This window comes from Actinacidiphila glaucinigra, from assembly GCF_900188405.1.
GTDB lineage: Bacteria > Actinomycetota > Actinomycetes > Streptomycetales > Streptomycetaceae > Actinacidiphila > Actinacidiphila glaucinigra.
Map to the genome: position 1 here is coordinate 778,751 of NZ_FZOF01000001.1, position 22,550 is coordinate 801,300.

Below are 22,550 nucleotides of genomic sequence, written 5' to 3' on the forward strand. Positions count from 1 at the left end.
GGCGGATCAGAGGCGGCGGGTCGCCAGCGTGAGGCGGTCGCGCGCGTCGAAGAGGGCGTCCTTGATCAGCTGCTCGTGCGCCGGGGTCAGCCGGGCCACCGGCACCGAGCAGCTGATCGCGTCCCGGGCGGGCGTGCGGTACGGGACGGCCACGCCGAAGCAGCGCAGGCCGAGCGTGTTCTCCTCGCGGTCCACGGCGTAACCCTGCTCGCGGATCTGGTGCAGCTCGGCGATCAGCTTCTCGCGGTCGGTGTGTGTGTGCTCAGTGAGCGGCTCCAGCGTCTCCGGCAGCAGCTTGCGGACCTGCTCGTCGGTGTACGTGGCGAGCAGCGCCTTGCCGAGCGAGGTGGAGTGGGCCGGCAGCCGGCGGCCGACGCGGGTGAACGGCCGCAGGTAGTGCGAGGACTGACGGGTCGCCAGGTACACGACGCTGGTGCCGTCGAGGCGGGCGAGGTGGATGGTCTCGCTGGTGTCGTCCGAGAGCCGGTCCAGGGTCGGGCGGGCCGCGGCCACCACCTCGTCGCCGTCGATGTACGAGGTGCCGACCAGCAGGGCGCGCACGCCGATCCCGTAACGTGTGCCGGTGGCGTCGGTCTCGATCCAGCCCAGCTCCACGAGCGTGCGCAGCAGCATGTACAGGCTGGACTTGGGGTAGCCGACGGCCTCCTGCACGGCGGCCAGGCTGTGCATGCCGGGCTGCCCGGCGAAGAACTCCAGCAGCTCCACCGTCCGCACCGCGGATTTGACCTGGGCCCCGCCCTCACCTGCAGCCATCTGGAGTGGACCCCTCTTGTTCGGCCGGGACCCGCGCAAGTAGGCTCCCGAACAGATTCACAGTTGCGGATGCTGTTCAGCATATCGAACGAAAGGCCTGGAGGTACCCGCGGTGGCCGTACCAGTGTGGAGCGTCGATCCCCGAACCGGGAAGCAGCGGGAGCAGGTCGCCGTCGAAGCCACCGCCGAGGAGGTCGACGCCGCCGTACGCGCCGCCGCCGCGGCCTTCCCGGCGCTCGCCGACCGCGAGGTGCGGGCCCGGCTGCTGCGCACCGCGGCCGACTTCCTCGAGGAGGCCGGCCCCCGCATCCTGGAGGCCGCCGACGCGGAGACCGCCCTCGGTCCCGCCCGCCTCACCGGCGAACTCGGGCGCACCACCTACCAGCTGAGGGCCTTCGCCGAGATCGTCGAGGAGGGCGCCTTCCTCGACGTCATCATCGACCACGCCGACGCGACGCTCGCCCCGCCCCGGCCCGACCTGCGGCGCTACAAGATCCCGCTCGGCGTCGTGGCCGTCTACTCCGCCAGCAACTTCCCGCTCGCGTTCTCCGTGCCGGGCGGCGACACCGCCAGCGCGCTCGCGGCGGGCTGCCCCGTCGTCGTCAAGGCCCACCCCGACCACCCGGCGACGAGCGAGCTCTGCGCCGACGCGCTGCGCCGCGCCGCCGTCGAGGTCGGCCTGCCCGCCGACGTCGTCTCGGTCGTCCACGGCTTCCAGGCCGGCATCGACCTCGTCAAGCACCCGCTGGTCTCCGCCGCCGGGTTCACCGGCTCCGTACGGGGCGGGCGCGCCCTCTTCGACGCGGCGGCGGCACGACCCGTGCCGATCCCGTTCCACGGCGAACTCGGCAGCCTCAACCCGGTCGTCATCACGCAGGCCGCGGCCGAGGAGCGCGCCGAGCAGATCGGCGCGGGGCTCGCCGGGTCGATGACGCTCGGCGTCGGCCAGTTCTGCGTCAAGCCCGGCCTGGTACTGGCCCCGGCGGGGGAGGCGGGCGACCGCCTCCTCAAGTCCCTGGCGGCCGCGGTGGGCGACGTCGCCCCCGGCACCCTGCTCGACGCCCGCATGCGGGACAACTTCATCGCGGGTGTGCGCGAACTGACCACGCTGCCCGAGGTGGAGGCGCCGGTCGAGCCCGGCGACGGCGGCGAGCACCTGGTGCGCGCCGGCTTCGTCTCCGTCCCGGCCGCCCGGCTCGCGGAGGGCGGCGAGCACGACGCGCTGCTGGAGGAGCACTTCGGGCCCGTCACGGTCGTCGCGCGGTACGGCACCGCGGAGGAGGTCGAGGGGGTGCTCGGACGGCTCCCCGGGAATCTCACGGCGACGGCGCACCTGAGCGAGGCCGAGGCGTCCGGCGGCGACGGGGACGCCTCCGGCGCGGAACTGCTGCGCCGGCTCACCACGCTGGCGGGGCGCGTCGTGGTGAACGGCTGGCCCACGGGCGTCGCGGTGGCCCCGGCCATGCACCACGGGGGGCCGTACCCGGCCACGACCTCGACGTCCACGTCGGTCGGCGGCACGGCGATCGAGCGGTGGCTGCGGCCTGTCGTGTACCAGGACGCGCCGGAGGGGTTGCTGCCGGCGGAGCTGCGTGACGGCAACCCCTTGGGGTTGCCGCGCCGGTTCAACGGGCGCCGCGAAGTCTGAGGCTTGCGCCTTCTGCGCCGGGTGGGTTGTGGTTGCGGCCGGTGGTTGTGTGCGGGTTGTTTGCGCCTGCGGGCGGCTGCGCCGGGCTGCCCGGTGGGTGTGTGCGGGTTGTTTGCGCCTGCGGCGGGCGGTTCTCCCGCCCTCCCGCCCGATTGCCCGGCGCGGTCAGTGCGGGCCTCGCACCGTGTGCCTGGGTCGGTGCCGCGCCGGCGCACGTCCTCAACGCTCGCGGTTTACGCCCACATCGTTCGGCACCGGGTCCGCCGCTCGTCGTTTCCGGGCGCACCCCGCCACACCCCCTCCGGTCGTGTGGGCGACTGACGGCCGGAGGGGGGTAGGGGCGGTCCGGGGTTGCCGCACGCGTCTTGCTGAACCCCCATCGGCCGCCAGCGGCCACCAGTGCGCGCACCCTGTTTCGGCCTGCGGCCGGGGGACCTCCCGCTGGGGCAGCATCCAGTGGTGTGGGGAGGGGCGCCCTCCCATCACCCCCCTCCGGCCGTTGGTCGCTCATCGATACGGAGGGGGCGGGGTCGTAGGGGTGGGCGTTCTGGACGCTGACGTGTATTTGTTGTGCGGCACAGACGGCACCGACCTGGACCGCCCGCCATGCACATAAATATGCGGTACAGAATGCCCAGCCCCGGAGGCCCCGCCCCCGGCCCGCCACGAACCGCGCGAGGCCCGCACCAATCATCCGGGGCAATCGGGCGGGCGGGCGGGCGAACCCCCAACCGCAACCACGACGCACTCGCACACAACAACGCACCGGACACAGAGCCGGCGCCCCCCGGAGGGTTACCGCACGGGCGTGAAGTCGCGCGCGCCGATGAACTCGGGCCGCCGCACAGGCGCCGCGAACGGCTCGACGGCCGCGTTCTCCACGCTGTTGAAGACGATGAAGACGTTGCTGCGCGGGTACGGCGTGATGTTGTCCCCCGAGCCGTGCATGCAGTTGCAGTCGAACCAGACCGCGGACCCTGGCTGCCCGGTGAAGAGCCGGATCCCGTGCCGGCCCGCCAGTTCCGTGAGGGCCGTGTGGGAGGGCGTGCCCGCGTCCTGCATCTGGAGGGACTTCTTGTAGTTGTCCTCCGGCGTCGCGCCCGCGCAGCCCAGGAACGTCCGGTGCGAGCCCGGCATGATCATCAGGCCGCCGTTGGTGTCGTGGTTCTCGGTCAGCGCGATGGAGACCGAGACCGCGCGCATGCGGGGCAGCCCGTCCTCGGCGTGCCAGGTCTCGAAGTCGGAGTGCCAGTAGAAGCCGGAGGCGCCGAAGCCCGGCTTGACGTTGATCCGGCTCTGGTGGACGTAGACGTCGGAGCCGAGGATCTGCCGGGCACGGTCGACGACGCGGGGGTCGCGGACCAGTTCGGCGAAGACCGGGCTGATCTTGTGGACCTCGAAGACCGAGCGGATGTCCCGGGATTTCGCCTCCACGATGGACCGCTCGTCCGCGCGCACGGCCGGGTCGGCGCACAGCCGCTCCAGCTCGGCGTGGTAGCGGGCCACGTCCTCGGGCCCGATGAGCGCGTCGACGGGCAGGAAGCCGTCGCGGTCGAAGTCGCCGAGTTCGGACGGCCGGAGCGGGCCGGTCGTGCCGGGTGCGCCCCAGACGACCGGGTCCTGGCGCGGGGTCAGCACCTCGGCGGTGCCGCGGGTGGGGTAGAGGTCGGTCGTCGTCGCGGTGGTCATCGCTGGTCACGCTCCCTCGGTGAGCAGGGGGTAGACGCCGTTCTCGTCGTGCACCTCGCGCCCGGTGACGGGCGGGTTGAAGACGCAGACGAAGCGCAGGTCGGTCTGGGGGCGCATGGTGTGCCGTTCGTGGCCGTCGAGCAGGTAGAGCGTGCCGGGGGAGATCCGGTGCCTCTCGCCGGTCTCGTCGTCGGTCAGCTCGCCCTCGCCCTCGACGCACAGCACCGCCTCGACGTGGTTGGCGTACCACATGGAGGTCTCGGTCCCCGCGTACATCACGGTCTCGTGCAGTGAGAAGCCCACGCGGTCGTCGGCGAGGATGATGCGCTTGCTGCGCCAGGTGCCGGTCTCGGCGGTGACATCGCGGTCGGTGCCCTCGATGTCCTTCAGGGATCGCACGATCACGGTGGGACGGTTCCTTTCGTCAGGCGGTCTCGCGGACGGAGCGGGCGAGGGTGCGCAGCCCCTCGTCGAGCTCCTCGGGGGTGATGGTCAGGGCGGGCAGCAGTTTGACGACCTCGCCGCGGGGGCCGGAGGTCTCCAGCAGCAGGCCCAGTTCGAAGGCGCGGGCGCAGACCCGGGAGGCCCGGCCGGGGTCGGTGAACTCCAGGCCCCACACCAGGCCGCGGCCCCGGTACCGGGCGCCGGAGCGCGGATGCTCGGCGCAGATCTCGCGCAGGACGGCCTCGGCCTGCTCTCCGCGCTTGAGTGTCTGCTTCTCCATGCTCGCGCCGTCCGCCCAGTAGGTGTCGAGCGCGGCGGTGGCGGTGACGAAGGCGGGGTTGTGGCCGCGGAAGGTGCCGTTGTGCTCGCCCGGCTCCCAGATGTCCAGTTCGGGACGGAAGAGGGTCAGCGACATCGGCATGCCGTAGCCGCCGATCGACTTGGAGAGGGTCACGATGTCCGGCACGATGCCCGCCTCCTCGAAGGAGAAGAACGGGCCGGTGCGGCCGCAGCCCATCTGGATGTCGTCGACGATCAGCAGCATGTCGCGGCGCCGGCACAGGTCGGCCAGACCGCGCAGCCACTCGGGGCGGGCGACGTTGATGCCGCCCTCTCCCTGGATCGTCTCGACGATCACCGCGGCGGGCTGGTTGAGACCGGACCCCTGGTCCTCCAGCAGCCGCTCGAACCACAGGAAGTCCGGGACGCGGCCGTCGAGGTAGTTGTCGAAGGGCATCGGGGTGCCGTGCACCAGGGGGACGCCGGCGCCGGCCCGCTTCATCGAGTTGCCGGTGACGGCGAGCGCGCCCAGCGACATGCCGTGGAAGGCGTTGGTGAAGGACACCACCGACTCACGGCCCTTGACCTTGCGGGCCAGCTTCAGCGCCGCCTCGACGGCGTTGGTGCCGGTCGGTCCCGGGAACATCACCTTGTGGTCCATGCCGCGCGGGCGCAGCACGACGTCCTGGAAGCGTTCCAGGAAGGCGCGCTTGGCGGTGGTGCTCATGTCCAGGCTGTGCGTGATGCCGTCGCGCTCCAGGTAGTCGAGCAGGGCGCGTTTGAGCACGGGGTTGTTGTGCCCGTAGTTGAGGGCGCCGGCGCCGGAGAAGAAGTCGAGGTACTCGTGGCCGTCCTCGTTGAAGACGCGGCTGCCCTGCGCGCGGTCGAAGACGGCGGGCCAGCCGCGGCAGTAGCTGCGGACCTCGGACTCGAGGGTCTCGAAGACGGACGTGGCGGGCGGGGTGATGGTCACCGTGCATTCCTTCTGTGGGGGAGGAGGAGTCGGGCGGGGACGGCCGGGTCAGACGAGGGGCCCGATGCGGTACAGGACTTCGGGTCCGTGGCCGTCGGGGAACAGCGCCGTGTCGAAGAGCACCCCGCGCTCGGTCCGTGCTCCGTGGCGGGCGGCGAAGGACGTGAACAGGCGGTGCGAGGCCTCGTTGTCCGGGGTGATCGTGGTCTCGACCTCGCGGACGCCGGACGCGGCGGCCCGTTGTGCGAGGTCGTCGAGCATCGCGGCCGCGAGCCCCCGGCCGCGGTGCGCCTCGTCCACGGCGACCTGCCAGACGACGAGGGTGCGGGGGCGTTCGGGGCGGACGTAGCCGGTCACGAAGCCGATCGGTTCGCCGTGCGCCGTACGCGCCACCACGGAGGTGCCGGCGAAGTCCCGGCACCACAGGAGATAGCTGTACGGGGAGTTCAGGTCCAGGGTCCGTGAATCACGGGCGATGCGCCACAGTGCGGCGCCGTCCTCGATTCCCGGGGTGTCGAGCAGCAATTCCCTAGCGACGGTCATGCGGAGACAACGTAGCGGGCGGAATTCCGAATCGCATGCCGCGCGGCCCTTGTGGTGGGTGGATGCCGCTGATATCAGGCGCGCGGAGGCCGCGGAGATGGGTTTGTTTACCCGTATATTTCGGGGCAGAAGGGTGGCATTGTGGCCTCGATCACATCCTCGAAATCATCACCTGGTGTCGATGAAATCTTGGCGTTTGAAGCCGTGATCCCGGGGCAGGAGTTGAATGCGGAATACCTTCCGGGATGCCCCGGATAATTACTCGGAATTTCCCCGCCGTCAAGTCGGCATGGAATTCGGCGCGCCGAAACACAAGGGCCGCCCCAGCCGTTCGCGACGGCCGGGGCGGCCCCTGGGGGAATGCGGTTCTCTCAGACCTGCCATGCGGCATCGGCCGCCGCCACGGCCGGCTCGGGGTCCGCCTCCAGGACGCCGGCCAGCGTGCGCAGCGTACGGACGACCACGGCGGGGTCGGCGTCCCGGCCGTAGTGGTTGACCCGGATCATCTCCTTGGCCAGTGCCCCGCCGCCGGCGACCAGCGGGAGCCCCGGTTCCAGGGCCAGGGCGCGGGCGACCAACCCGTCGGCGGCGACGCCGTCCAGGGTGCGCAGCGTCGTCGCGACCGGCGCGGCGTCCTCGTCCCGGTACACGTACGGCTCGACGGCGGCCAGCGCCGCCGCACCGGCCCGGGTCGCCGCCGCGGCGGCACGGTGCCGGGCGATCACCGCGTCGAGCCCGGCCTCCTCGATCCGCTCCAGGCAGGCCTCCAGCGCCAGCATCTCCAACTGCGCGGGAGCGTGCGGCAGCGCCTTGCGCCCAGCGTCGATCCAGCGCTCCTTCCAGTCCAGCAGCGACAGGTACGAACGGCGCGGCGCCGCCGGGTTGTCCGCCAGGCGCCGCCACGCGCGCTCGCTCACCGACACCGCCGACACCCCGGCGGGCCCGCCCATCGCCTTCTGGGCGCCGATCACACACAGGTCCACGCCCCACGCGTCCACCAGCAGCGGCTCGGCCGCCACCGACGCGACCGCGTCGACCATGAACAGCGCGCCGTGCGACCGGACCACCTCGCCGATCTCCGCCACCGGGTTGGTGTTGCCGGTCGCCGCCTCCGCGTGCACCAGCGACACGAAGTCGATCTCCGGGTGGCCGGACAACGCCCGCGCGACGTCCTGCGCGCTCACGGCGGCGTGGAAGGGCACCTCCAGGTCGACCACGGTGGCGCCCGCGTCCCGCAGCCAGTTGCCGAAGGTCTGGCCGTACGGTCCGGTCACCACGTTCAGCGCCGTCGAACCCGGCCGCGCCCCGCCGCGGATGCAGCCCTCCAGCGGCAGCAGGGCCTCGCCCTGCGTGATCACGACGTCCTGCTCCGTGTGCAGCAGCGCGGCGACTCTCCGCTCGATCGCGGCGAAGCGCTCGGCGGTCAGCGGGGGCAGGTCGAGCAGGGGGTGGGACACGGCGGCGCTGCTTCCTTCGTCGGGGGGTGTACGGCCCGAGGGTATCCGGCGGCTCGTAGAGTGCAGACATGGCTGATCGCGAGGCGCCGCAGGCACTGCACGTCAAGGGCCGCATCCTGGCCGGGCCGCAGGACGTACGGGACGAGCTCTGGGTGGTCGGCGGGCGCGTCACCTACGAGCGCCCCGCCGGTCCGCGAGACCTCACCACCGTCGAGGGCTGGGTCCTGCCGGGCCTGGTCGACGCCCACTGCCACGTCGGCCTCGACCACCACGGCCCCGTCGACGCGGACACCTCCGAGAAGCAGGCGCTCACCGACCGCGACGCGGGCACCCTGCTGCTGCGCGACGCCGGTTCCCCCTCCGACACCCGCTGGATCGACGACCGCGAGGACCTGCCGCGGATCATCCGGGCCGGCCGGCACATCGCCCGTACCCGCCGCTACATCCGCAACTACGCCTGGGAGATCGAGCCCGAGGACCTGGTCGCCTACGTCCGGCGGGAGGCCCGGCGCGGGGACGGCTGGGTCAAGCTGGTCGGGGACTGGATCGACCGCGACGCCGGCGACCTCACCGCCTGCTGGCCGCGCGGTGCCGTCGAGGCCGCCATCGCCGCCGCCCACGAGGAGGGCGCCCGCGTCACCGCCCACTGCTTCGCCGAGGACTCCCTGCGGGACCTGGTCGAGGCGGGCATCGACTGCGTCGAGCACGCCACCGGGCTCACCGAGGACACCATCCCGCTCTTCGCCGCGCACGGGGTGGCCATCGTCCCCACCCTGGTCAACATCGCGACCTTCCCGGAACTCGCGGACGGCGGCCAGGCCAGGTTCCCGCGCTGGGCGGACCACATGCGCCGGCTCCACGCCCGCCGCTACGACACCGTCCGCGCGGCCCACGACGCCGGCATCCGGATCTTCACCGGCACCGACGCCGGCGGCTCCCTCGCCCACGGGCTCGTCGCCGCGGAGGTCGCCGAACTGGTCACCGCCGGTCTGCCCGCCCTCGACGCGCTCTCCGCCGCCACCTGGTCGGCCCGCGAGTGGCTCGGCCGCGACGGCCTCACCGAGGGGGCCTCCGCCGATCTGGTCGTCTATCCGGAGGACCCCCGGGCCGACGTCCGCGTCCTGACCGCGCCCCGGCGCATCGTGCTGCGCGGCCGCGTGGTGGGGTGACCCGGCGGACACCGCGGAGCCACGGTAGCGGTGCGCCGCCGGCGGTGCGCCCGGAATGATCCCGGAGCACCGATTCGGGTGATCCTGTACGGGAACAGTCGATCCGTCCCTTTCCTTCGTGCTGCGATCGGTGCAGCCGGCCGACACCGCAACGGGACGGGGAGCACCATGACCAGGCAGGGACCGCAGAAGTACCCGGGCGCCTCGCGAAGGTACTGGTACCAGGACGACTACGGCGGCGACGCGATGGAGGTCAACGCCCTCGTCCTGCACACCACCGAGGGCCGCAGCGTGCCGACGTACGGGGGCGGCGGCAGCGCGCCCAACCTGACGGCGAAACCGGACTTCGAGGACGAGAAGCTGGTCTGGTACCAGCACTTCGACATCGACATCTCCTCGCGCGCCCTGGTCAACCGGCCCGGCGGGGTGGAGACCAACACCCTCAACGTGTGCCAGGTGGAGCTGGTGGGCACCTGCGATCCCGAGCGGCACGAGGACTGGGGCGCCGCCAACCGGCACATCTACTGGCCCAAGGCCCCCCAGTGGGCGCTGCGCGAACTCGCCGAGTTCCTCGCCTGGATGCACACCCACCACGGCGTGCCCCTGAAGGGGCCGAAGCTCTGGCTGCCCTACCCCCGCTCGTACGGGAACGCGGGCGGCCAGCGGATGACCGGACGGGAGTGGAACGCCTTCCGCGGGGTCTGCGGCCACCAGCACGTGCCCGAGAACTGCGTGCACCCCGACACCCCGGTGCTCCGCGCCGACCTGAGCTGGGCGCGGGCGGCCGAACTGGCCGTCGGGGACGAGATCGCCTGCTTCGACGAGGAGGACGCCGAGGCCGCCGAGGGTGCCGGGGCCGGGCGGGGGCGACGCCGGCTGTGCCGCGGGGTGGTCACCCGCAACGACCCCGCGCGCAAGGACGCGTACCGGGTGACGACGGCTCGGGGCGAGGTCGTCGCGACGGCCGACCATCCGTGGCTGGTGCGGCTGCCGCACGGCGACGTGTGGGTCGCCAGCCGTGAACTGACCCCGTTCAAGCACCGGATCGTCGCCCTCGCCGACCGGCAGGGCGCCCCCGCGGGCGCCTGGGAGGGCGCCGTCGTCGCCGAGGTCACCGGCGAGGCGGAGGTGCTCGCCGTCGAGCCCCTGGGGGAGCAGCCGATCGCCTCGCTGTCGACCTCGACCCGTACCTACGTGGCCCGCGGGCTGCTGTGCCACAACTCCCACGGGGACCCCGGGGCGCTCGACTTCGCCAAGCTGCTCGAATACGCACGATCGCAGGTGTGACGCACGGGAACGCGTGTGCCGCAGGTTTCGAATACGGGGACGAAAACCACCCTTTGGAGTGAACCGGGCCCAGGCGGGTGCCGGTTCACTCTCCGTACGTAAATCATTACGGGGTCGAGGTCGCCCCGGCGAGCGCGCTGTCCCCTTCAGCGGCGCCGCGGCGACTCCATGACCATTTGGGGGTTTTCCACTGTGTCCAGCTCTCCCTTCAGCATGCCCGCGCGCCGTCCCGCCGCCGCGCTGGGGGCCGCCGTCGCGCTGGCGGCGGGCGCCCTCGCGCTGGGGCCCGCGACCCCGGCCGCCGCGACCGGGGGGACCCACGGCTCGTCCGGCAAGGCCGGCGCGGTCGTCCTGCGGACCGGCCTGGACGTCTCGTTGCTCCGCAAGTCCGTCGACGTGCCGCTGAACCTGACGCTCAACGAGGTCCACGCACCGGCGAGCGCCGACGAGACCGCGCTGACCGCCACCCTCGACGGGGTCGACCGCGGCAGGCCGTTCAGCGTCCTGCGTGCCGAAGTCGCCACCGCCCGGGCCACCGCCGACCGCCGCAAGGCGGAGGGCTACGCCAAGCTCGTCAAGGCGCGCGTCAACCTGCCCGGACTGCCGTTCCTCGGGCTCGTCAAGGCCGACCTGATCTCCGCGCGCGCCACGTGCGTGGCCGGCCGCAAGCCGGTCGCCGACGTCGAGATGCCCGGCCATGTCGTCGTCCTCGGCAAGCGCGTCGCCGTCTCGGCCGGCGGCACGACCCTGGTGAAGGTGCCCGGCGTGGGCGAGGTCCGCCTCGACCTCGCCAAGAAGACCGTCACCTCGCGCAGCGCCGCCGCCACCGCACTGGAACTGTCGGTCGAGGTGAACCCGCTCAAGCTCGGCGTCGCCGAGGTGAGCGGCACCGTCACCCTGGCCGGGGCCACCTGTGAGACGCCCCGCCGCGGCGGGCACGGCGGCGGTGGCGGACACCACGGTGGCGGTGGCAACGGCGGTGGTGACAACGGTGGCGACGGCGGCGAGGAGTCCGGCGGCGGCGAGGAGCCGCAGACCGGAGGCGGGTCCGAGCAGCCCTCGCAGTCCGCGGAGCCCACGCCGTCGGCCGGGCCCTCCGAGTCCGCGCGCGCCGACCAGTCCCCGCAGGCCGCGCCCGCGGCGACCGGCGACCTCGCCGAGACCGGCAGCAGCTCCATGACCCCGTACCTCGCGGGCGGTTCGGTGCTGCTGTTCGCCGCCGGATTCCTCGTGATCCGCAAGACCCGCCGCAAGCCGGCGGCCGAGAGCGCCCGGGACTGACGACCCCGGGTCGACCCCGGGGGGCGGACCAGGGGTGAGGGGGGATGTGGAGGGCGGCTGAGTGTCCGGAGCCGCCCTCCACGTGTTCTCCGCTCCCGCCCCTCGCGCCTGTCCGCAGGCGTCTGAAAAGGGTACTTTCCACTACCCTGTTGGGAGTGTTCGCGTGCCCGTCGCGGACAGGGCCGGGGGGTCGCATGTTCGGGGGACGGTACGAGTTGCGGGCGCTGCTCGGCTCCGGCGGCATGGCGCGGGTCCACCTCGCGTACGACACCCGGCTCGGCCGGACCGTGGCCGTCAAGACGCTCCTGCCCGAGCTGGCCCGCGACCCCGAGGCGCGGCGCCGCTTCGCCCGCGAGGCCCGGGCCGCGGCCGCGCTGAACCACCCCGGCATCGTCACCGTCCACGACCAGGACGAGGTGACCACGGACGACGCGGTCGTGCCGTACCTGGTGATGGAGCACATCGAGGGTCGCACCCTCGCCGAACTCGCCCGCGAACAGGCCCCGATGGAGATCGAGCGGGCCGTCCGCACCACCTGCGAGATCCTGGACGCACTCGCCCACGCCCACGCCCGCGGCCTCGTCCACCGCGACGTGAAGCCCTCCAACGTCCTGATCACCACCGGGGGCGCGGTCAAGGTCGCCGACTTCGGCATCGCCCGGGTCGTCCACTCGCTGTCCCGCATCACCGGCACCGGCTCCGCCATCGGCACCCCCGGCTACATGGCCCCCGAGCAGTGCGCCGGTGACTCAGTCGACGCCCGCAGCGACGTGTACGCGGTCGCCTGCATGCTCACCGAACTCCTCACCGGCACCGTCCCCTTCGCCGGGGCCACCCCGCTGTCGGTGATGTACGCCCACGTCCACCAGACGCCGGTGGCGCCCTCCGCGCGCAATCCGCTGGTGCCGCCCGAACTCGACGCGATCGTGCTCGGCGCGCTGTCGAAGAACCCGGCGCTGCGCCCACGCAGCGCGGCGGAGATGCGGAACGCCCTCAGCGGCTGGCTGGCCTCGCGGACCCCTCCCACGGGCCCGCCCGCCCTGCCCCCGCCGCCCGCGCGACCCCCCGCCGTACCCCACCCCGCGTACAACCCGCCCTCGTTCGGCCCGCCGTCCTACCCCACCCGGCCCGCCTGGGACACCCCCGTCCCGGGGCCCCGGCGGCGCCGCCGGGGCGTGGTGGCCGCGGTGACCGCGGCCGTCGTGGCCCTCCTGGTCACCGTGACGGTCCTCGTGGACCCCTTCGGCGACGACCCGAAGAAGCCCGTCACCCGCACCGCCCAGGACCTGATCGCCGCCCGCAGGCCCACCGGCGGCTACAACGGCGCCCTCACCGGCGCCGTCAACCCGTCGACCGCCAGGGGCGGCACCCTCAGGCTCATCTCCGCCTACACCCCCGACTCCCTCGACCCGGCCCGCACCTACTCCCCGATCGTGTGGAACCTCGGCCGCCTCTACCTGCGCAAACTCGTCGACTTCGCCCCGCAGCCCGGCGCCGCGGGCACCCGCCTCGCGCCCGACCTCGCCACCAGCACCGGCAGCATCTCCGACGGCGGCCGCACCTACACGTACACCCTCAAGGAGGGCGTCACCTTCGAGGACGGCGCGCCGATCACCTCCCGGGACGTCAAGTACGGCATCGAGCGCACCTTCGCCAGGGACCTCTACCCCGGCGGCCCCACCCACCTGCGCGACCTGCTCGACCAGGGGCAGGACTACCCCGGCCCCTACAAGGACACCGACCCCGACGGGCTCGGCCTGAAGAGCGTCGAGACCCCCGACGCCCGCACGATCGTCTTCCACCTCGACGCACCCTTCGCGGACTTCCCACACGTCCTGGCGCTGCCCATGTCCTCGCCCGTCCCGAAGGCGAAGGACACCAAGGAGCGCTACCAGGACCAGCCGGTCGCCAGCGGCCCGTACCGCATCGCCTCCTACGACGCCGCCGCCGGGCTGCGCCTGGTGCGCAACGACAAGTGGGACCCGGCGACCGACGCGATACGCACCGCCCTGCCCGACGAGGTGGAGCTCACCTTCGCCGCGGACGCGGCCGCCGTGGACACCGCCCTGACGAACGGCACCGCCGACCTCGACCTCGCCCAGACCGGTCTCCAGGAGGCCACCCGGACCCGGGTCCTCGCCGACGACTCGCTCAAGTCCCGCGTGGACCTGGTGCAGACCGGCGCCGTCCGCTACTTCTCCCTGCAGACCGCCGTCGCGCCCCTGGACGACTACCGCTGCCGCTGGGCCGTCCAGTACGCCACCGACCGCAGCCTGCTGCGCAACGCCCTGGGCGGCGAGGACGCGGGCGACGTCGCCGGCGGCATGCTCCCGCCGACCATCGGCGGCCACGACCGGCACCTCGACACCTACGGCACGGTGAGCGGCGGCTCCTACCCCGAACAGGCGCGGCGCTTCCTCGGCGAATGCGGTCGCGCCAAGGGGTTCAGCACGGTCGTCGCCGTCTCCGGCAGTGACCCGGCCGCCCGCAAGGTCGCGCAGTCCCTGGCCGGCCAGCTCGCCGAAGTGGGCATCAAGGCGACCGTGCAGACCCCCGACGCGGCCGACTTCTACGCCGCCCTCACCGACCAGCAGCAGATCAAGGACAAGGGCTGGGGCATCGTCCTGACCACCTGGCAGTCCGACTGGCCCTCCCCGGCCGGATTCCTGCGCCCGCTGCTGCTGCCGGACAGCCCCAGCAACTACGCGGGCCTGGACGACCGGGAGATCAACTCCCTGATGAACGAGGCCGACTCCGAGACCGCCCGCAACGCCGCCGACAACCTCTGGCGCACCGTCGACTCCACCGCCCAGGACCGCGGCACACTGCTGCCCTTCCTCTACGACCGCCGCCTCAACTACCGCTCCGACCGCCTGACCAACGCCTACGTCCACCCGGCCCTGGGCGGCCTCGACATCCAGGCCCTGGGCGTCAAGGGCTGAGCCCGGCGCCGCTGCCCGGGGGAGTCCGTCAGCGCACGTCGACGTAGTCCGTGACCCTGGCACTCCTCAGGAAGCGGGGTCCGGTCTGCCGGTCGAACGCGACCGCCCAGGTGCCGTCCTTGACGGCGTTCAGCACGACGTCGCGGATCCGGCCGTGCGAGTCGGTGCTCAGGTCGGTGACGAAGCGGTACGAGGATGCCCCCCGCGCCCGGAAGTACAGCGCGGGGGACTCGCCGGCGAGCGGCTTCCAGACGCCGCCCGGCTTGTACTGAAGGGTGCCGCTGAAATGGAGGCGGCCGTTCTTGCGGACCGGTTCCGGGGAGACGTTGAACCCGGTGATCCGCGTGGCGTAGCGACGGAGGTGGACCGGCTTGGTGGTGCTGCCCGCGAGGTCGGGGTTCCCGGCGAAGCGGGCCCGCCAGTACGCGTCGGGCGGCGCGGTGAACTTCGTGGCGAACTCCTCCTGGATGTTCGCCTTGTTGTGGCGGATCCGCAGGGGGAGGGTGGCCGCGCTCTTCCAGCCGGCCTTGCCGTCCTTGGAGTACTCGATGGTGACCGTGGGCTTCGCGGGCCAGTGGGCGCGGGGGTCGCCGTAGTAGATCTGCCCCGAGACGCTCAGCCGGGAGTCGTCACCGAGCGCGGCCCACAGGTCGAGGTGGGTGGTGTAGGCCACGTGGAGGCTGAACGGCTGGGTGGCGGATCGCAGGAACGGGGTGCCCCCGAGGAGGAGTTCGCCGGTGGGCGCGGGATTGTCCGTGGGGACGCGGAGCGTGTAGAGGCCCTGTTCGTCCGTGGTGGTCTGGGCCGCGAGGAACGTCGTCCGGCCGTCGGCGTCGAGGCCGAGGAGCGACAGGGGTGCGCCGGCCAGGGGCTGCCAGCCGCCGGCGGTCTGGATCTCGGCACGGCCGGTGACCGTGCCGGTCGCCCCCTGCCGCAGGTCGAGGGCGTGCGTGCTCGCCGTGAACCGGGTCGGGGCCGCCACGGCGGTCACCTGGCGGGCCTCGCGGGTCCCCAGGGTGACGGCACCGGGATGGGCCGCGGTGGCGACCGGCCATGCCGTGAGGTCGTCGGAGGACCAGGTGGGGACGAAGGAGGTGGTGAAGCGGCCGTCCGCGCCGGTCGTCGCGACGCGCCGTCCGTGCCGGCCGTCGACCGACACCGGGACGTCGCCCGCCGGGACGGCGGTGTCGGGGGTCCGCGGGTCCTCGGCGAGCACGGTGCCGCTCAGGGTGACCCGCTGGTGGAGGTAGTCGGGCGCGGCCGGGGTGACGGTGAACTCCGAGACGGCGAGGACGGTCCGGTACTCCAGCTTCAGGGGCGACACGGCGCCGGTGACCGTGGCACGGGAGGAGTCCTCGAGGTCGACGGTGACGCGGTAGTCGCCCAGTTCCGCGAGGTGCACCGGCGCCCGCCACACACCTGACCGGCCGTCCTCGCCGTACTGCTGGGTGAAGTCGGCGGTCGATCCTGCCTCCGGCGCGCCGTCCTGGGCGTCGACCCGGGTGAAGTGCGCGGTGATGCGGGTGATCGGGTGGTCGGAGTGCGCGGTGACGGAGACCGTGCCGGGGTGGTCGTACGTGGTCGCCGCGGTGTCCAGGACGGGTCCGGAGTCCGCGGTGCCGTCGGCCGTGGCGACCGCCGAGCCGGTGAGCATCGAGGCGGCCAGCGCGGTGGCGGTGGCGGCGGAGAGCAGGGTGATGCGTCGCACGATGGAGTCCCCCCACAGGATCACGTGGCAACGAGCGTACGCACGCGCCGGGTAGGACCCCGGTGGTGCGCCGAGCGGCCGGCGCGGACGGCGACCGGGTGATCAAGGACTATAGCTCCCCCCTTGGGCGGCCCCGCCGCCCGGTTCGTGCGGCGGGGGGCCGGAGTGGGTGCGCGGTCGTACGTGGGCGGTTGCCGGAGGAGTCGTGTACGGGGTCGGCGGCTTTGGCGTGGTCGGGCCCGCGGGTGATCAGGACGCCGGGCTTTCGGGGCGTCGGGCGGAGTAGGTGCGCGGTCGTTTGTGGCGGGCGTGGCGGGTGTGGTGTGGCGGGTGTGGCGGGTGGCGATGCCGAGGCTGTGAGGTCGTTCGTGGGCGGTTGATGCCGGGGGTGCAGTGGGGGAGAGGGCGGTGCGGGCGGGCGGCTTTGGCGTGGTCGGGCCAGTGGTGATCGGGGCGCCCGGTTCTTGCGGCGTCAGCCGTCGAGCGCCTTCGACAGGGCGGCCGCCAAGCGGTCGGTCGTGGCGGGGTCGCGGACGGCGAGACGGAGCCAGTCCGGGGAGAGGCCGGGGAAGGTGTCGGCGCGGCGGACGGCGAAGCCGAGGTCGCGCAGGCGGGCGCGGACGGAGGCCGCGTCGGGCAGGCGCAGCAGGACGAAGGGGCCGTGGGCCGGGCCGGCGACCTCGACGTCGTCGAACTCGGCGAGCCGGCGCAGCAGATGCTCGCGGTCGGCGGTGGTCCGGCGGGCCGCCTCCTCGGCCTCCGCGAGGGCCGCGGGGGCGCAGCAGGCCTCGGCGGCGGTGAGGCCGGGCGCCGAGACCGCCCACAGAGGCTGGGCGCGGCGCAGCGCCGCCACGCGCTCGGGGTCGCCGAGGACGTAGCCGACCCGCAGGCCCGCCAGGCCCCAGGTCTTGGTGAGGCTGCGCAGCACCACCAGGCCGGGCAGGTCGCGGCGGGCGGCGAGGCTCTCGGGCTCGCCGGGCACCGCGTCCATGAACGCCTCGTCGACGACGAGGGTGCGGCCCGGCCGGGCCAGGCGGGCGAGCTCCGCCGCGGGGTGCAGCACGGAGGTGGGGTTGGTCGGGTTGCCGACGACCACCAGGTCGGCGGATTCGGGCACCGCCCACGGGTCGAGGCGGAAGCCGTCCGCCGCCCGCAGCACGACGCGGTGCACAGGGTGCCCGGCGTCGCGCAGGGCCGCCTCCGGCTCCGTGAACTGCGGGTGGACGACGACCGCGTGACGGGCCCGGGTGGTGCGGGCCAGCAGGACGAACGCCTCCGCGGCACCGGCCGTGAGCAGCACCTCCTCGGCGGGGCGGCCGTGGCGGGCGGCGACCGCCCGGTGTGCGGCGCGGTCGTCCGGGTAGCCGGCCAGCCCGTCGAGGGTGGCCGCGAGGCGTTCCCTGAGCCATGGCGGGGGCGTCCCGGCGCGTACGTTGACGGCCAGATCGGTGAGGTCGTCGCCGCCGTCGCGGACCTCGGCGTCGCCGTGGTGCCGCAGATCGTGCTCGCCGTCACCGTCGCCGGGCTCCGGCCGCCCGCCGCCGTCGTGCGCCGGCGCGTGCCGCACCTCGACCTCGGGGCGCGCCTCCGCCCAGCCCTCCGCCTGCTGCGCGACCCGCTCCTCCAGGGCCGCGTCCGCCGGGAAGCCGGTCAGCACGACGATCCGCCGGGCACCGAGCCGCGCGCAGCGTTCCAGGCCCGCGGGGACGTCCGGCGCCGCCGTCGTCAGGAAGGCGGTCTCCACGCCCGCGTAGCCCCGGCCCTCCCACAGCAGCCGCGCGGTGCGGGAGACCTCGGCGTTGTCCGCGGCCTCGGGGGAGCCGGCGCCGACCAGCAGCACCATGGTCGCCGCCCGGTCCAGGGGTGTACGGCGGCCGCCGCCGAGCGCGGCGTCGACACGCCGCTCCAGCACGTCCTCGGGCCGGTTGATCACGGTGCCGTCTCCTCCGTCGTGCTGTGCGTGCCCTGCGTGCCGTGCCCCGGTGCACGGTGCCGCGCCACCGCCGCGGTCGCCCTGGCCGCACCGCTCCCGGGGGCGGACTTCCTCTTCGGTACCAGCAGTTCGCCGCCGGGCGCGGCGGCCAGCGCCGCCGCCTCCGCAACGGAGGGCGTGCCGACCGCGGCCAGCGCCGCGCCCGAGGGGCTCGGCACGTCGACCGCGGCCAGCGTACGCGCGTCGTACGCCACCAGGGGGACGCCCAGCCGCTCGGCCGCCGTGACGAGGCCCGGCTCCCCGGCCTTGCCGTCGACGGTCGCCAGCGCCGTGACGGACGCCTCCGGCACGCCGGCCTCGGCGAGCACGGACGTTACGAGTGCGAGCACTTCGGCCGCCGCCACACCGCGGGCCGCACCCACACCGACGACGACGCTCACGCGGGCGCGCCCGCCCCGCCCGCGCAGGAGGCGACGAACCGCCGCGCCAGCGACGGCTCCGCCGCCCAGTGGACGTGCAGATACGACGCGTGGACTCCGCCCTGCACGAAGCCCTCCACGCGCCGCTCCGGGCGGATCAGGCCCCAGGCGGGGGTGGCACCGGCGGCGGGCTCCACGACGGTGCGGTGGAACTCGTGGCCGCGCACCCGGGTCCCGGCGGCCGCCAGCGCGTTGTCGGCGATCGCGACCGCCTCGCGGTAGCCCAGCGTGAGCCGCTCCGACATACGGGCCGTCGTGTCCAGCACCCCGCACATGGGACGTCCGTCCAGTTCCCGCCCGAGGTAGAGCAGGCCCGCGCACTCCGCGGTCACGGGCCCTGCGAAGGCGGCGACGGCCTCGCGCAGCGGCTCGTTGGCGGACAGCTCGTGGGCGTACATCTCGGGGAAGCCGCCGCCGATGACCAGCCCCGTGGCACCGGGCGGCAGCCGCTCGTCCCGCAGCGGGTCGAAGGTGACGACCTCCGCCCCCGCCGCGGCGAGCAGTTCGAGGTGCTCGGCGTACGAGAAGGTGAACGCCGCCCCGCCCGCCACCGCGACCACCGGCCGGGCGCCCGGCGCCGCCGGGCCGGCGGCCGCCTCCGCCGGGTCCCAGGGCTCGTCGGCGAGCGGGGGAGCGCTGCGTGCCAGGGCCAGCAGCGCCTCCATGTCGCAGCCCGCCCGCACCCGTGCGGCCAGCGCCCGCACGGCGTCGACGGCGTCCGCGCGCCGTTCTGCGACCGGGACCAGCCCCAGGTGCCGGGAGGGCGTGCCGACCGAGGTGTCGCGCCGCAGCGCGCCCAGCACGGGTACGCCCGCGCCGTCGAGGGCGTCGCGCAGCAGTTCCTCGTGCCGGTCGGAGCCGACCTTGTTGAGGATGACGCCGGCGACCCGCACCCGCGGGTCCCACGAGGCGAAGCCGTGCACCAGCGCCGCCACCGAACGGGACTGCGAGGAGGCGTCCACGACCAGCACCACCGGCGCCCGCAGCAGCTTCGCCACATGCGCGGTGGAGGCCAGCTCGCCCATCCCGGAGGCGCCGTCGAAGAGCCCCATCACGCCCTCCACGACCGCCAGGTCGGCCCCCCGGGCGCCGTGCAGGAACAGCGGCGCGATCCGCTCCGGGCCGCACATGTACGCGTCCAGGTTGCGGCCCGGGCGGCCGGTGGCCAGGGCGTGGTAGCCGGGGTCGATGTAGTCGGGGCCCACCTTGTGCGGGGAGACCGCGAGCCCGGCCTCCGCGAAGGCGGCCATCAGCCCCGTGGCGACGGTGGTCTTGCCGCTCCCCGAGGCGGGGGCCGCGACGACGAGCCTGGCTACCACTCGATGCCCTTCTGGCCCTTCTGGCCGGCGTCCATCGGATGCTTGACCTTGCCCATCTCGGTGACCAGGTCCGCGAAGTCCAGCAGCGGCTGCGGGGCGTTGCGCCCGGTGATGACGACGTGCTGAGTGCCGGGCCGTTCGCGCAGGACCGAGACCACCTCGTCGGTGTCGATCCAGCCCCAGTGCAGGGGGTAGGCGAACTCGTCCAGCACGTACAGCCGGTAGGTCTCGGCGGACAGGTCGCGCTTGACCTGCTCCCAGCCCTCGCGGGCGGCGTCCTCGCTCTCGGCGATGTCCCGCTGCACCCAGGACCAGCCCTCGCCCATCTTGTGCCAGGCGACACTGCCGCCCTCGCCGGAGGCGCCGAGCACGCGCAGCGCCCGCTCCTCCCCGACCTTCCACTTGGCGGACTTGACGAACTGGAACACCCCGACCGGCCAGCCCTGGTTCCACGCCCGCAGCGCCAGCCCGAAGGCGGCGGTGGACTTCCCCTTGCCGGTGCCGGTGTGCACCATCACCAGCGGCCGGTTACGACGCTGACGGGTCGTCAGGCCGTCCTGCGGCACGACGCTCGGCTGTCCCTGTGGCATTACGCGGCCCTCCGTACATCCCGTACCAGTGCCGCGACGCTGTCCGCGCGCAGCTCGTCCAACGTCACGGCGGTGCCGTGCAGTTCACGCGCCAGCTCGCCCGCGAGGCCCAGCCGCACCGGCCCGGACTCGCAGTCGACGACCACCGAGGCGGTGCCCTCGGCCGCCAGCAGCCGCGCCGCGCGCCCGGCCGTGCGCACCGGCTCGGGGCCGCCCGTCGCCCGGCCGTCGGTGACCACGACCAGCAGCGGGCGGCGGGAGGCGTCCCGCAGCCGCTCCACGCGCAGCACGTCGTGGGCCTTCAGCAGCCCGGCGGCCAGCGGGGTGCGGCCGCCGGTGGGCAGCCTGTCCAGGCGTGCCGCGCCCGCCTCGACCGACGAGGTCGGCGGCAGCGCCAGCTCCGCCGTCGCGCCGCGGAAGGTGATCAGCCCGACCTTGTCGCGCCGCTGGTAGGCGTCGAGCAGCAGCGACAGCACCGCGCCCTTGACCGCGCTCATGCGCTGCCGGGCGGCCATCGAACCCGAGGCGTCGACGACGAAGAGCACCAGGTTGCCCTCGCGGCCCTCGCGGACCGCCTCGCGCAGGTCGTCCCGGCGGATCACCAGGCCCGGTCCGCCGCGCCCGCGCGCCCGCTGGTGCGGGGCGGCGGCGTGCACGGTGGCGGCCAGGTGCAGTTTGGACAGGGCGCCCTGGGGCCGCCGGGCGCCGGTCGTCCTGCCGTGCGCGGTACGGGCCCGGGAGCGGCGGCCCGCGGCGCCCTCGCCGAGGCCGGGAACGGTCAGCGCGCGGGCCTTGAACGGCTCCGCGGCGGGCACCGCGGCCCGTTCGCCCACGCCACCCTGCGGTGCCTGCGCGGGCTCGGGCTGGGCACCCTCGGGCTGGGCAGCGGAGTCCGCCGGCTCCCTGGGCGGGGCGATGTCGGGCGCGGTGTCCGGGGTGCCGTCGTCGCCCTGGGGCGGGCGGCCGCCGCCGTCGGGGCCGCCGCCGTCCGGGCCGGGGTCCGGGTCGTCGTCCTCGCCGCGGTTGCGTTCCAGGGTCTCGTCGAGCTTGTCCTCGTCGAGGCCGGGCGCGTCGAAGGGGTTGCGGCGGCGCCGGTGCGGCAGCGCGAGCAGCGCGGCCTGCCGCACGTCGGCGCCGGTCACGTCGGTGCGCCCGTCCCAGGCCGCGAGGGCGGTCGCGGTGCGGGCCATGACGATGTCCGCCCGCATCCCGTCCACCTCGAAGGCCGCGCAGGTCGCGGCGATCTGGCGGAGCGCTCCGTCACCGAGCGAGACCGACGGCAGCAGCGCCCGCGCCGCCGCGATGCGCTCCCGCAGTTCCCGCTCCTCCGCCTGCCAGGCGGCGGCGAACCCCGCCGGGTCCGCGTCGTAGGCGAGGCGCCGCCGGACGACCTGCACCCGCTCCTCGGTCTCCCGCGACGCCGCGACCTCCACCGTGAGGCCGAAGCGGTCCAGCAACTGCGGCCGCAGCTCGCCCTCTTCGGGGTTCATCGTGCCGACGAGCAGGAAGCGCGCGGCGTGCCGCACGGAGACGCCCTCCCGCTCGACGTAGGAGGCCCCCATGGCGGCCGCGTCCAGCAGCAGGTCCACCAGGTGGTCGTGGAGCAGGTTGACCTCGTCCACGTAGAGCACGCCGCGGTGCGCGTCCGCCAGCAGCCCCGGCTCGAAGGCCTTCACGCCCTCCGCCAGGGCCCGTTCGATGTCCAGGGCGCCGACGAGGCGGTCCTCGGACGCGCCGACCGGCAGCTCCACCATGCGCGCCGGACGGCTCTCCGCGCCGGCGTCGGGGCCGTGCGGCCCGTCGGGGCACGCCGGGTCCGGTACCGCCGGGTCGCAGCCGAAGCGGCAGCCGGGCACGACCTCCACGGGCGGCAGCAGCGCCGACAGGGCCCGTACGGCGGTGGACTTGGCGGTGCCCTTCTCGCCCCGCACCAGCACACCGCCGACCGCGGGGCTGACCGCGTTCAGCAGCAGTGCCAGCCGCAGGTCCGCCATCCCGACGATCGCGGTGAAGGGGTAAGGGGTGCTCACGCGGC

16 protein-coding genes and 2 pseudogenes are annotated in these 22,550 nt (G+C 74.2%); 5 read left to right on the forward strand and 13 right to left on the reverse strand.

Annotated elements, in window-relative coordinates; translation table 11 throughout:
- Positions 1-6: 6 nt before the first annotated feature.
- Positions 7-774 carry an IclR family transcriptional regulator gene (locus CHF15_RS03540; RefSeq protein ID WP_089222062.1) on the reverse strand — a complete coding sequence of 256 codons (768 nt, stop codon included), beginning with the start codon at positions 772-774 and terminating at the stop codon, positions 7-9.
- 112 nt (positions 775-886) lie between these two features.
- Between CHF15_RS03540 and CHF15_RS03545 the strand changes: the two genes are divergently transcribed.
- Positions 887-2,422, forward strand: a complete 1,536-nt coding sequence (locus CHF15_RS03545) for an aldehyde dehydrogenase (NADP(+)) (RefSeq protein ID WP_179279639.1) — start codon at positions 887-889, stop codon at positions 2,420-2,422.
- 795 nt (positions 2,423-3,217) lie between these two features.
- Here CHF15_RS03545 and thpD read toward each other — a convergent pair.
- The 5 genes from thpD to CHF15_RS03570 form a co-directional block, all read right to left on the reverse strand.
- Positions 3,218-4,111: an ectoine hydroxylase gene (gene thpD, locus CHF15_RS03550; RefSeq protein WP_089222064.1), complete on the reverse strand. Its 894-nt coding sequence runs from the start codon at positions 4,109-4,111 to the stop codon at positions 3,218-3,220.
- Positions 4,112-4,117: 6 nt separating this feature from the next.
- A complete protein-coding gene (locus CHF15_RS03555; RefSeq protein ID WP_089222065.1) occupies positions 4,118-4,516 on the reverse strand; it encodes an ectoine synthase in 399 nt (132 codons plus the stop codon).
- A 19-nt stretch (positions 4,517-4,535) separates the two neighbouring features.
- Positions 4,536-5,807, reverse strand: a complete 1,272-nt coding sequence (gene ectB, locus CHF15_RS03560; protein ID WP_089222066.1) for a diaminobutyrate--2-oxoglutarate transaminase — start codon at positions 5,805-5,807, stop codon at positions 4,536-4,538.
- A gap of 48 nt (positions 5,808-5,855) precedes the next feature.
- Positions 5,856-6,350 (reverse strand): diaminobutyrate acetyltransferase, encoded by a 495-nt coding sequence (gene ectA / locus CHF15_RS03565; RefSeq protein WP_089222067.1) that lies wholly within the window; start codon positions 6,348-6,350, stop codon positions 5,856-5,858.
- Between the two features lie 371 nt (positions 6,351-6,721).
- Complete coding sequence (locus tag CHF15_RS03570; RefSeq protein WP_089222068.1) at positions 6,722-7,807, reverse strand: pyridoxal-phosphate-dependent aminotransferase family protein; 1,086 nt, start codon at positions 7,805-7,807, stop codon at positions 6,722-6,724.
- A 68-nt stretch (positions 7,808-7,875) separates the two neighbouring features.
- Between CHF15_RS03570 and CHF15_RS03575 the strand changes: the two genes are divergently transcribed.
- The 4 genes from CHF15_RS03575 to CHF15_RS03590 all read left to right on the forward strand — a co-directional run bounded on the left by CHF15_RS03575 (position 7,876) and on the right by CHF15_RS03590 (position 14,486).
- Positions 7,876-8,976: an amidohydrolase family protein gene (locus CHF15_RS03575; RefSeq protein ID WP_089222069.1), complete on the forward strand. Its 1,101-nt coding sequence runs from the start codon at positions 7,876-7,878 to the stop codon at positions 8,974-8,976.
- 168 nt (positions 8,977-9,144) lie between these two features.
- Positions 9,145-10,263, forward strand: coding sequence for a Hint domain-containing protein (locus CHF15_RS03580; RefSeq protein WP_089222070.1), 1,119 nt, complete (start codon positions 9,145-9,147; stop codon positions 10,261-10,263).
- A gap of 213 nt (positions 10,264-10,476) precedes the next feature.
- Positions 10,477-11,544: an SCO1860 family LAETG-anchored protein gene (locus CHF15_RS03585; RefSeq protein ID WP_089222071.1), complete on the forward strand. Its 1,068-nt coding sequence runs from the start codon at positions 10,477-10,479 to the stop codon at positions 11,542-11,544.
- A 194-nt stretch (positions 11,545-11,738) separates the two neighbouring features.
- The gene (locus CHF15_RS03590; protein WP_179279640.1) at positions 11,739-14,486 is read left to right on the forward strand and encodes an ABC transporter substrate-binding protein; all 2,748 of its coding nucleotides are present in this window, start codon (positions 11,739-11,741) and stop codon (positions 14,484-14,486) included.
- Positions 14,487-14,514: 28 nt separating this feature from the next.
- On the opposite strand, the gene CHF15_RS03595 is transcribed toward CHF15_RS03590, so the two are convergent.
- From CHF15_RS03595 to CHF15_RS03620, 7 genes and pseudogenes are all read right to left on the reverse strand, one after another.
- Positions 14,515-16,194, reverse strand: a complete 1,680-nt coding sequence (locus CHF15_RS03595; protein ID WP_143681516.1) for a hypothetical protein — start codon at positions 16,192-16,194, stop codon at positions 14,515-14,517.
- Between the two features lie 472 nt (positions 16,195-16,666).
- The gene (cobC, locus tag CHF15_RS03600; protein WP_265737381.1) at positions 16,667-17,761 is read right to left on the reverse strand and encodes an Rv2231c family pyridoxal phosphate-dependent protein CobC; all 1,095 of its coding nucleotides are present in this window, start codon (positions 17,759-17,761) and stop codon (positions 16,667-16,669) included.
- 45 nt (positions 17,762-17,806) lie between these two features.
- A pseudogene (locus tag CHF15_RS45600) lies at positions 17,807-18,037 on the reverse strand (CbiX/SirB N-terminal domain-containing protein); the annotation flags it as partial.
- 134 nt (positions 18,038-18,171) lie between these two features.
- Positions 18,172-18,564: pseudogene (locus CHF15_RS03605) on the reverse strand (cobalamin biosynthesis protein); the annotation flags it as partial.
- On the reverse strand, positions 18,564-19,925 hold the full coding sequence (locus CHF15_RS03610) for a cobyrinate a,c-diamide synthase (RefSeq protein WP_089222076.1): 1,362 nt from the start codon (positions 19,923-19,925) through the stop codon (positions 18,564-18,566). The pseudogene CHF15_RS03605 and the gene CHF15_RS03610, both read right to left, overlap by 1 nt.
- Entirely contained in the window at positions 19,919-20,515 is a 597-nt protein-coding gene (cobO, locus tag CHF15_RS03615) for a cob(I)yrinic acid a,c-diamide adenosyltransferase (RefSeq protein WP_089222077.1), read from the reverse strand. The genes CHF15_RS03610 and cobO overlap by 7 nt, the downstream gene beginning before the upstream one ends.
- Entirely contained in the window at positions 20,515-22,545 is a 2,031-nt protein-coding gene (locus CHF15_RS03620; RefSeq protein ID WP_089222078.1) for a putative cobaltochelatase, read from the reverse strand. The genes cobO and CHF15_RS03620 overlap by 1 nt, the downstream gene beginning before the upstream one ends.
- Between the last annotated feature and the right edge of the window lie 5 nt (positions 22,546-22,550).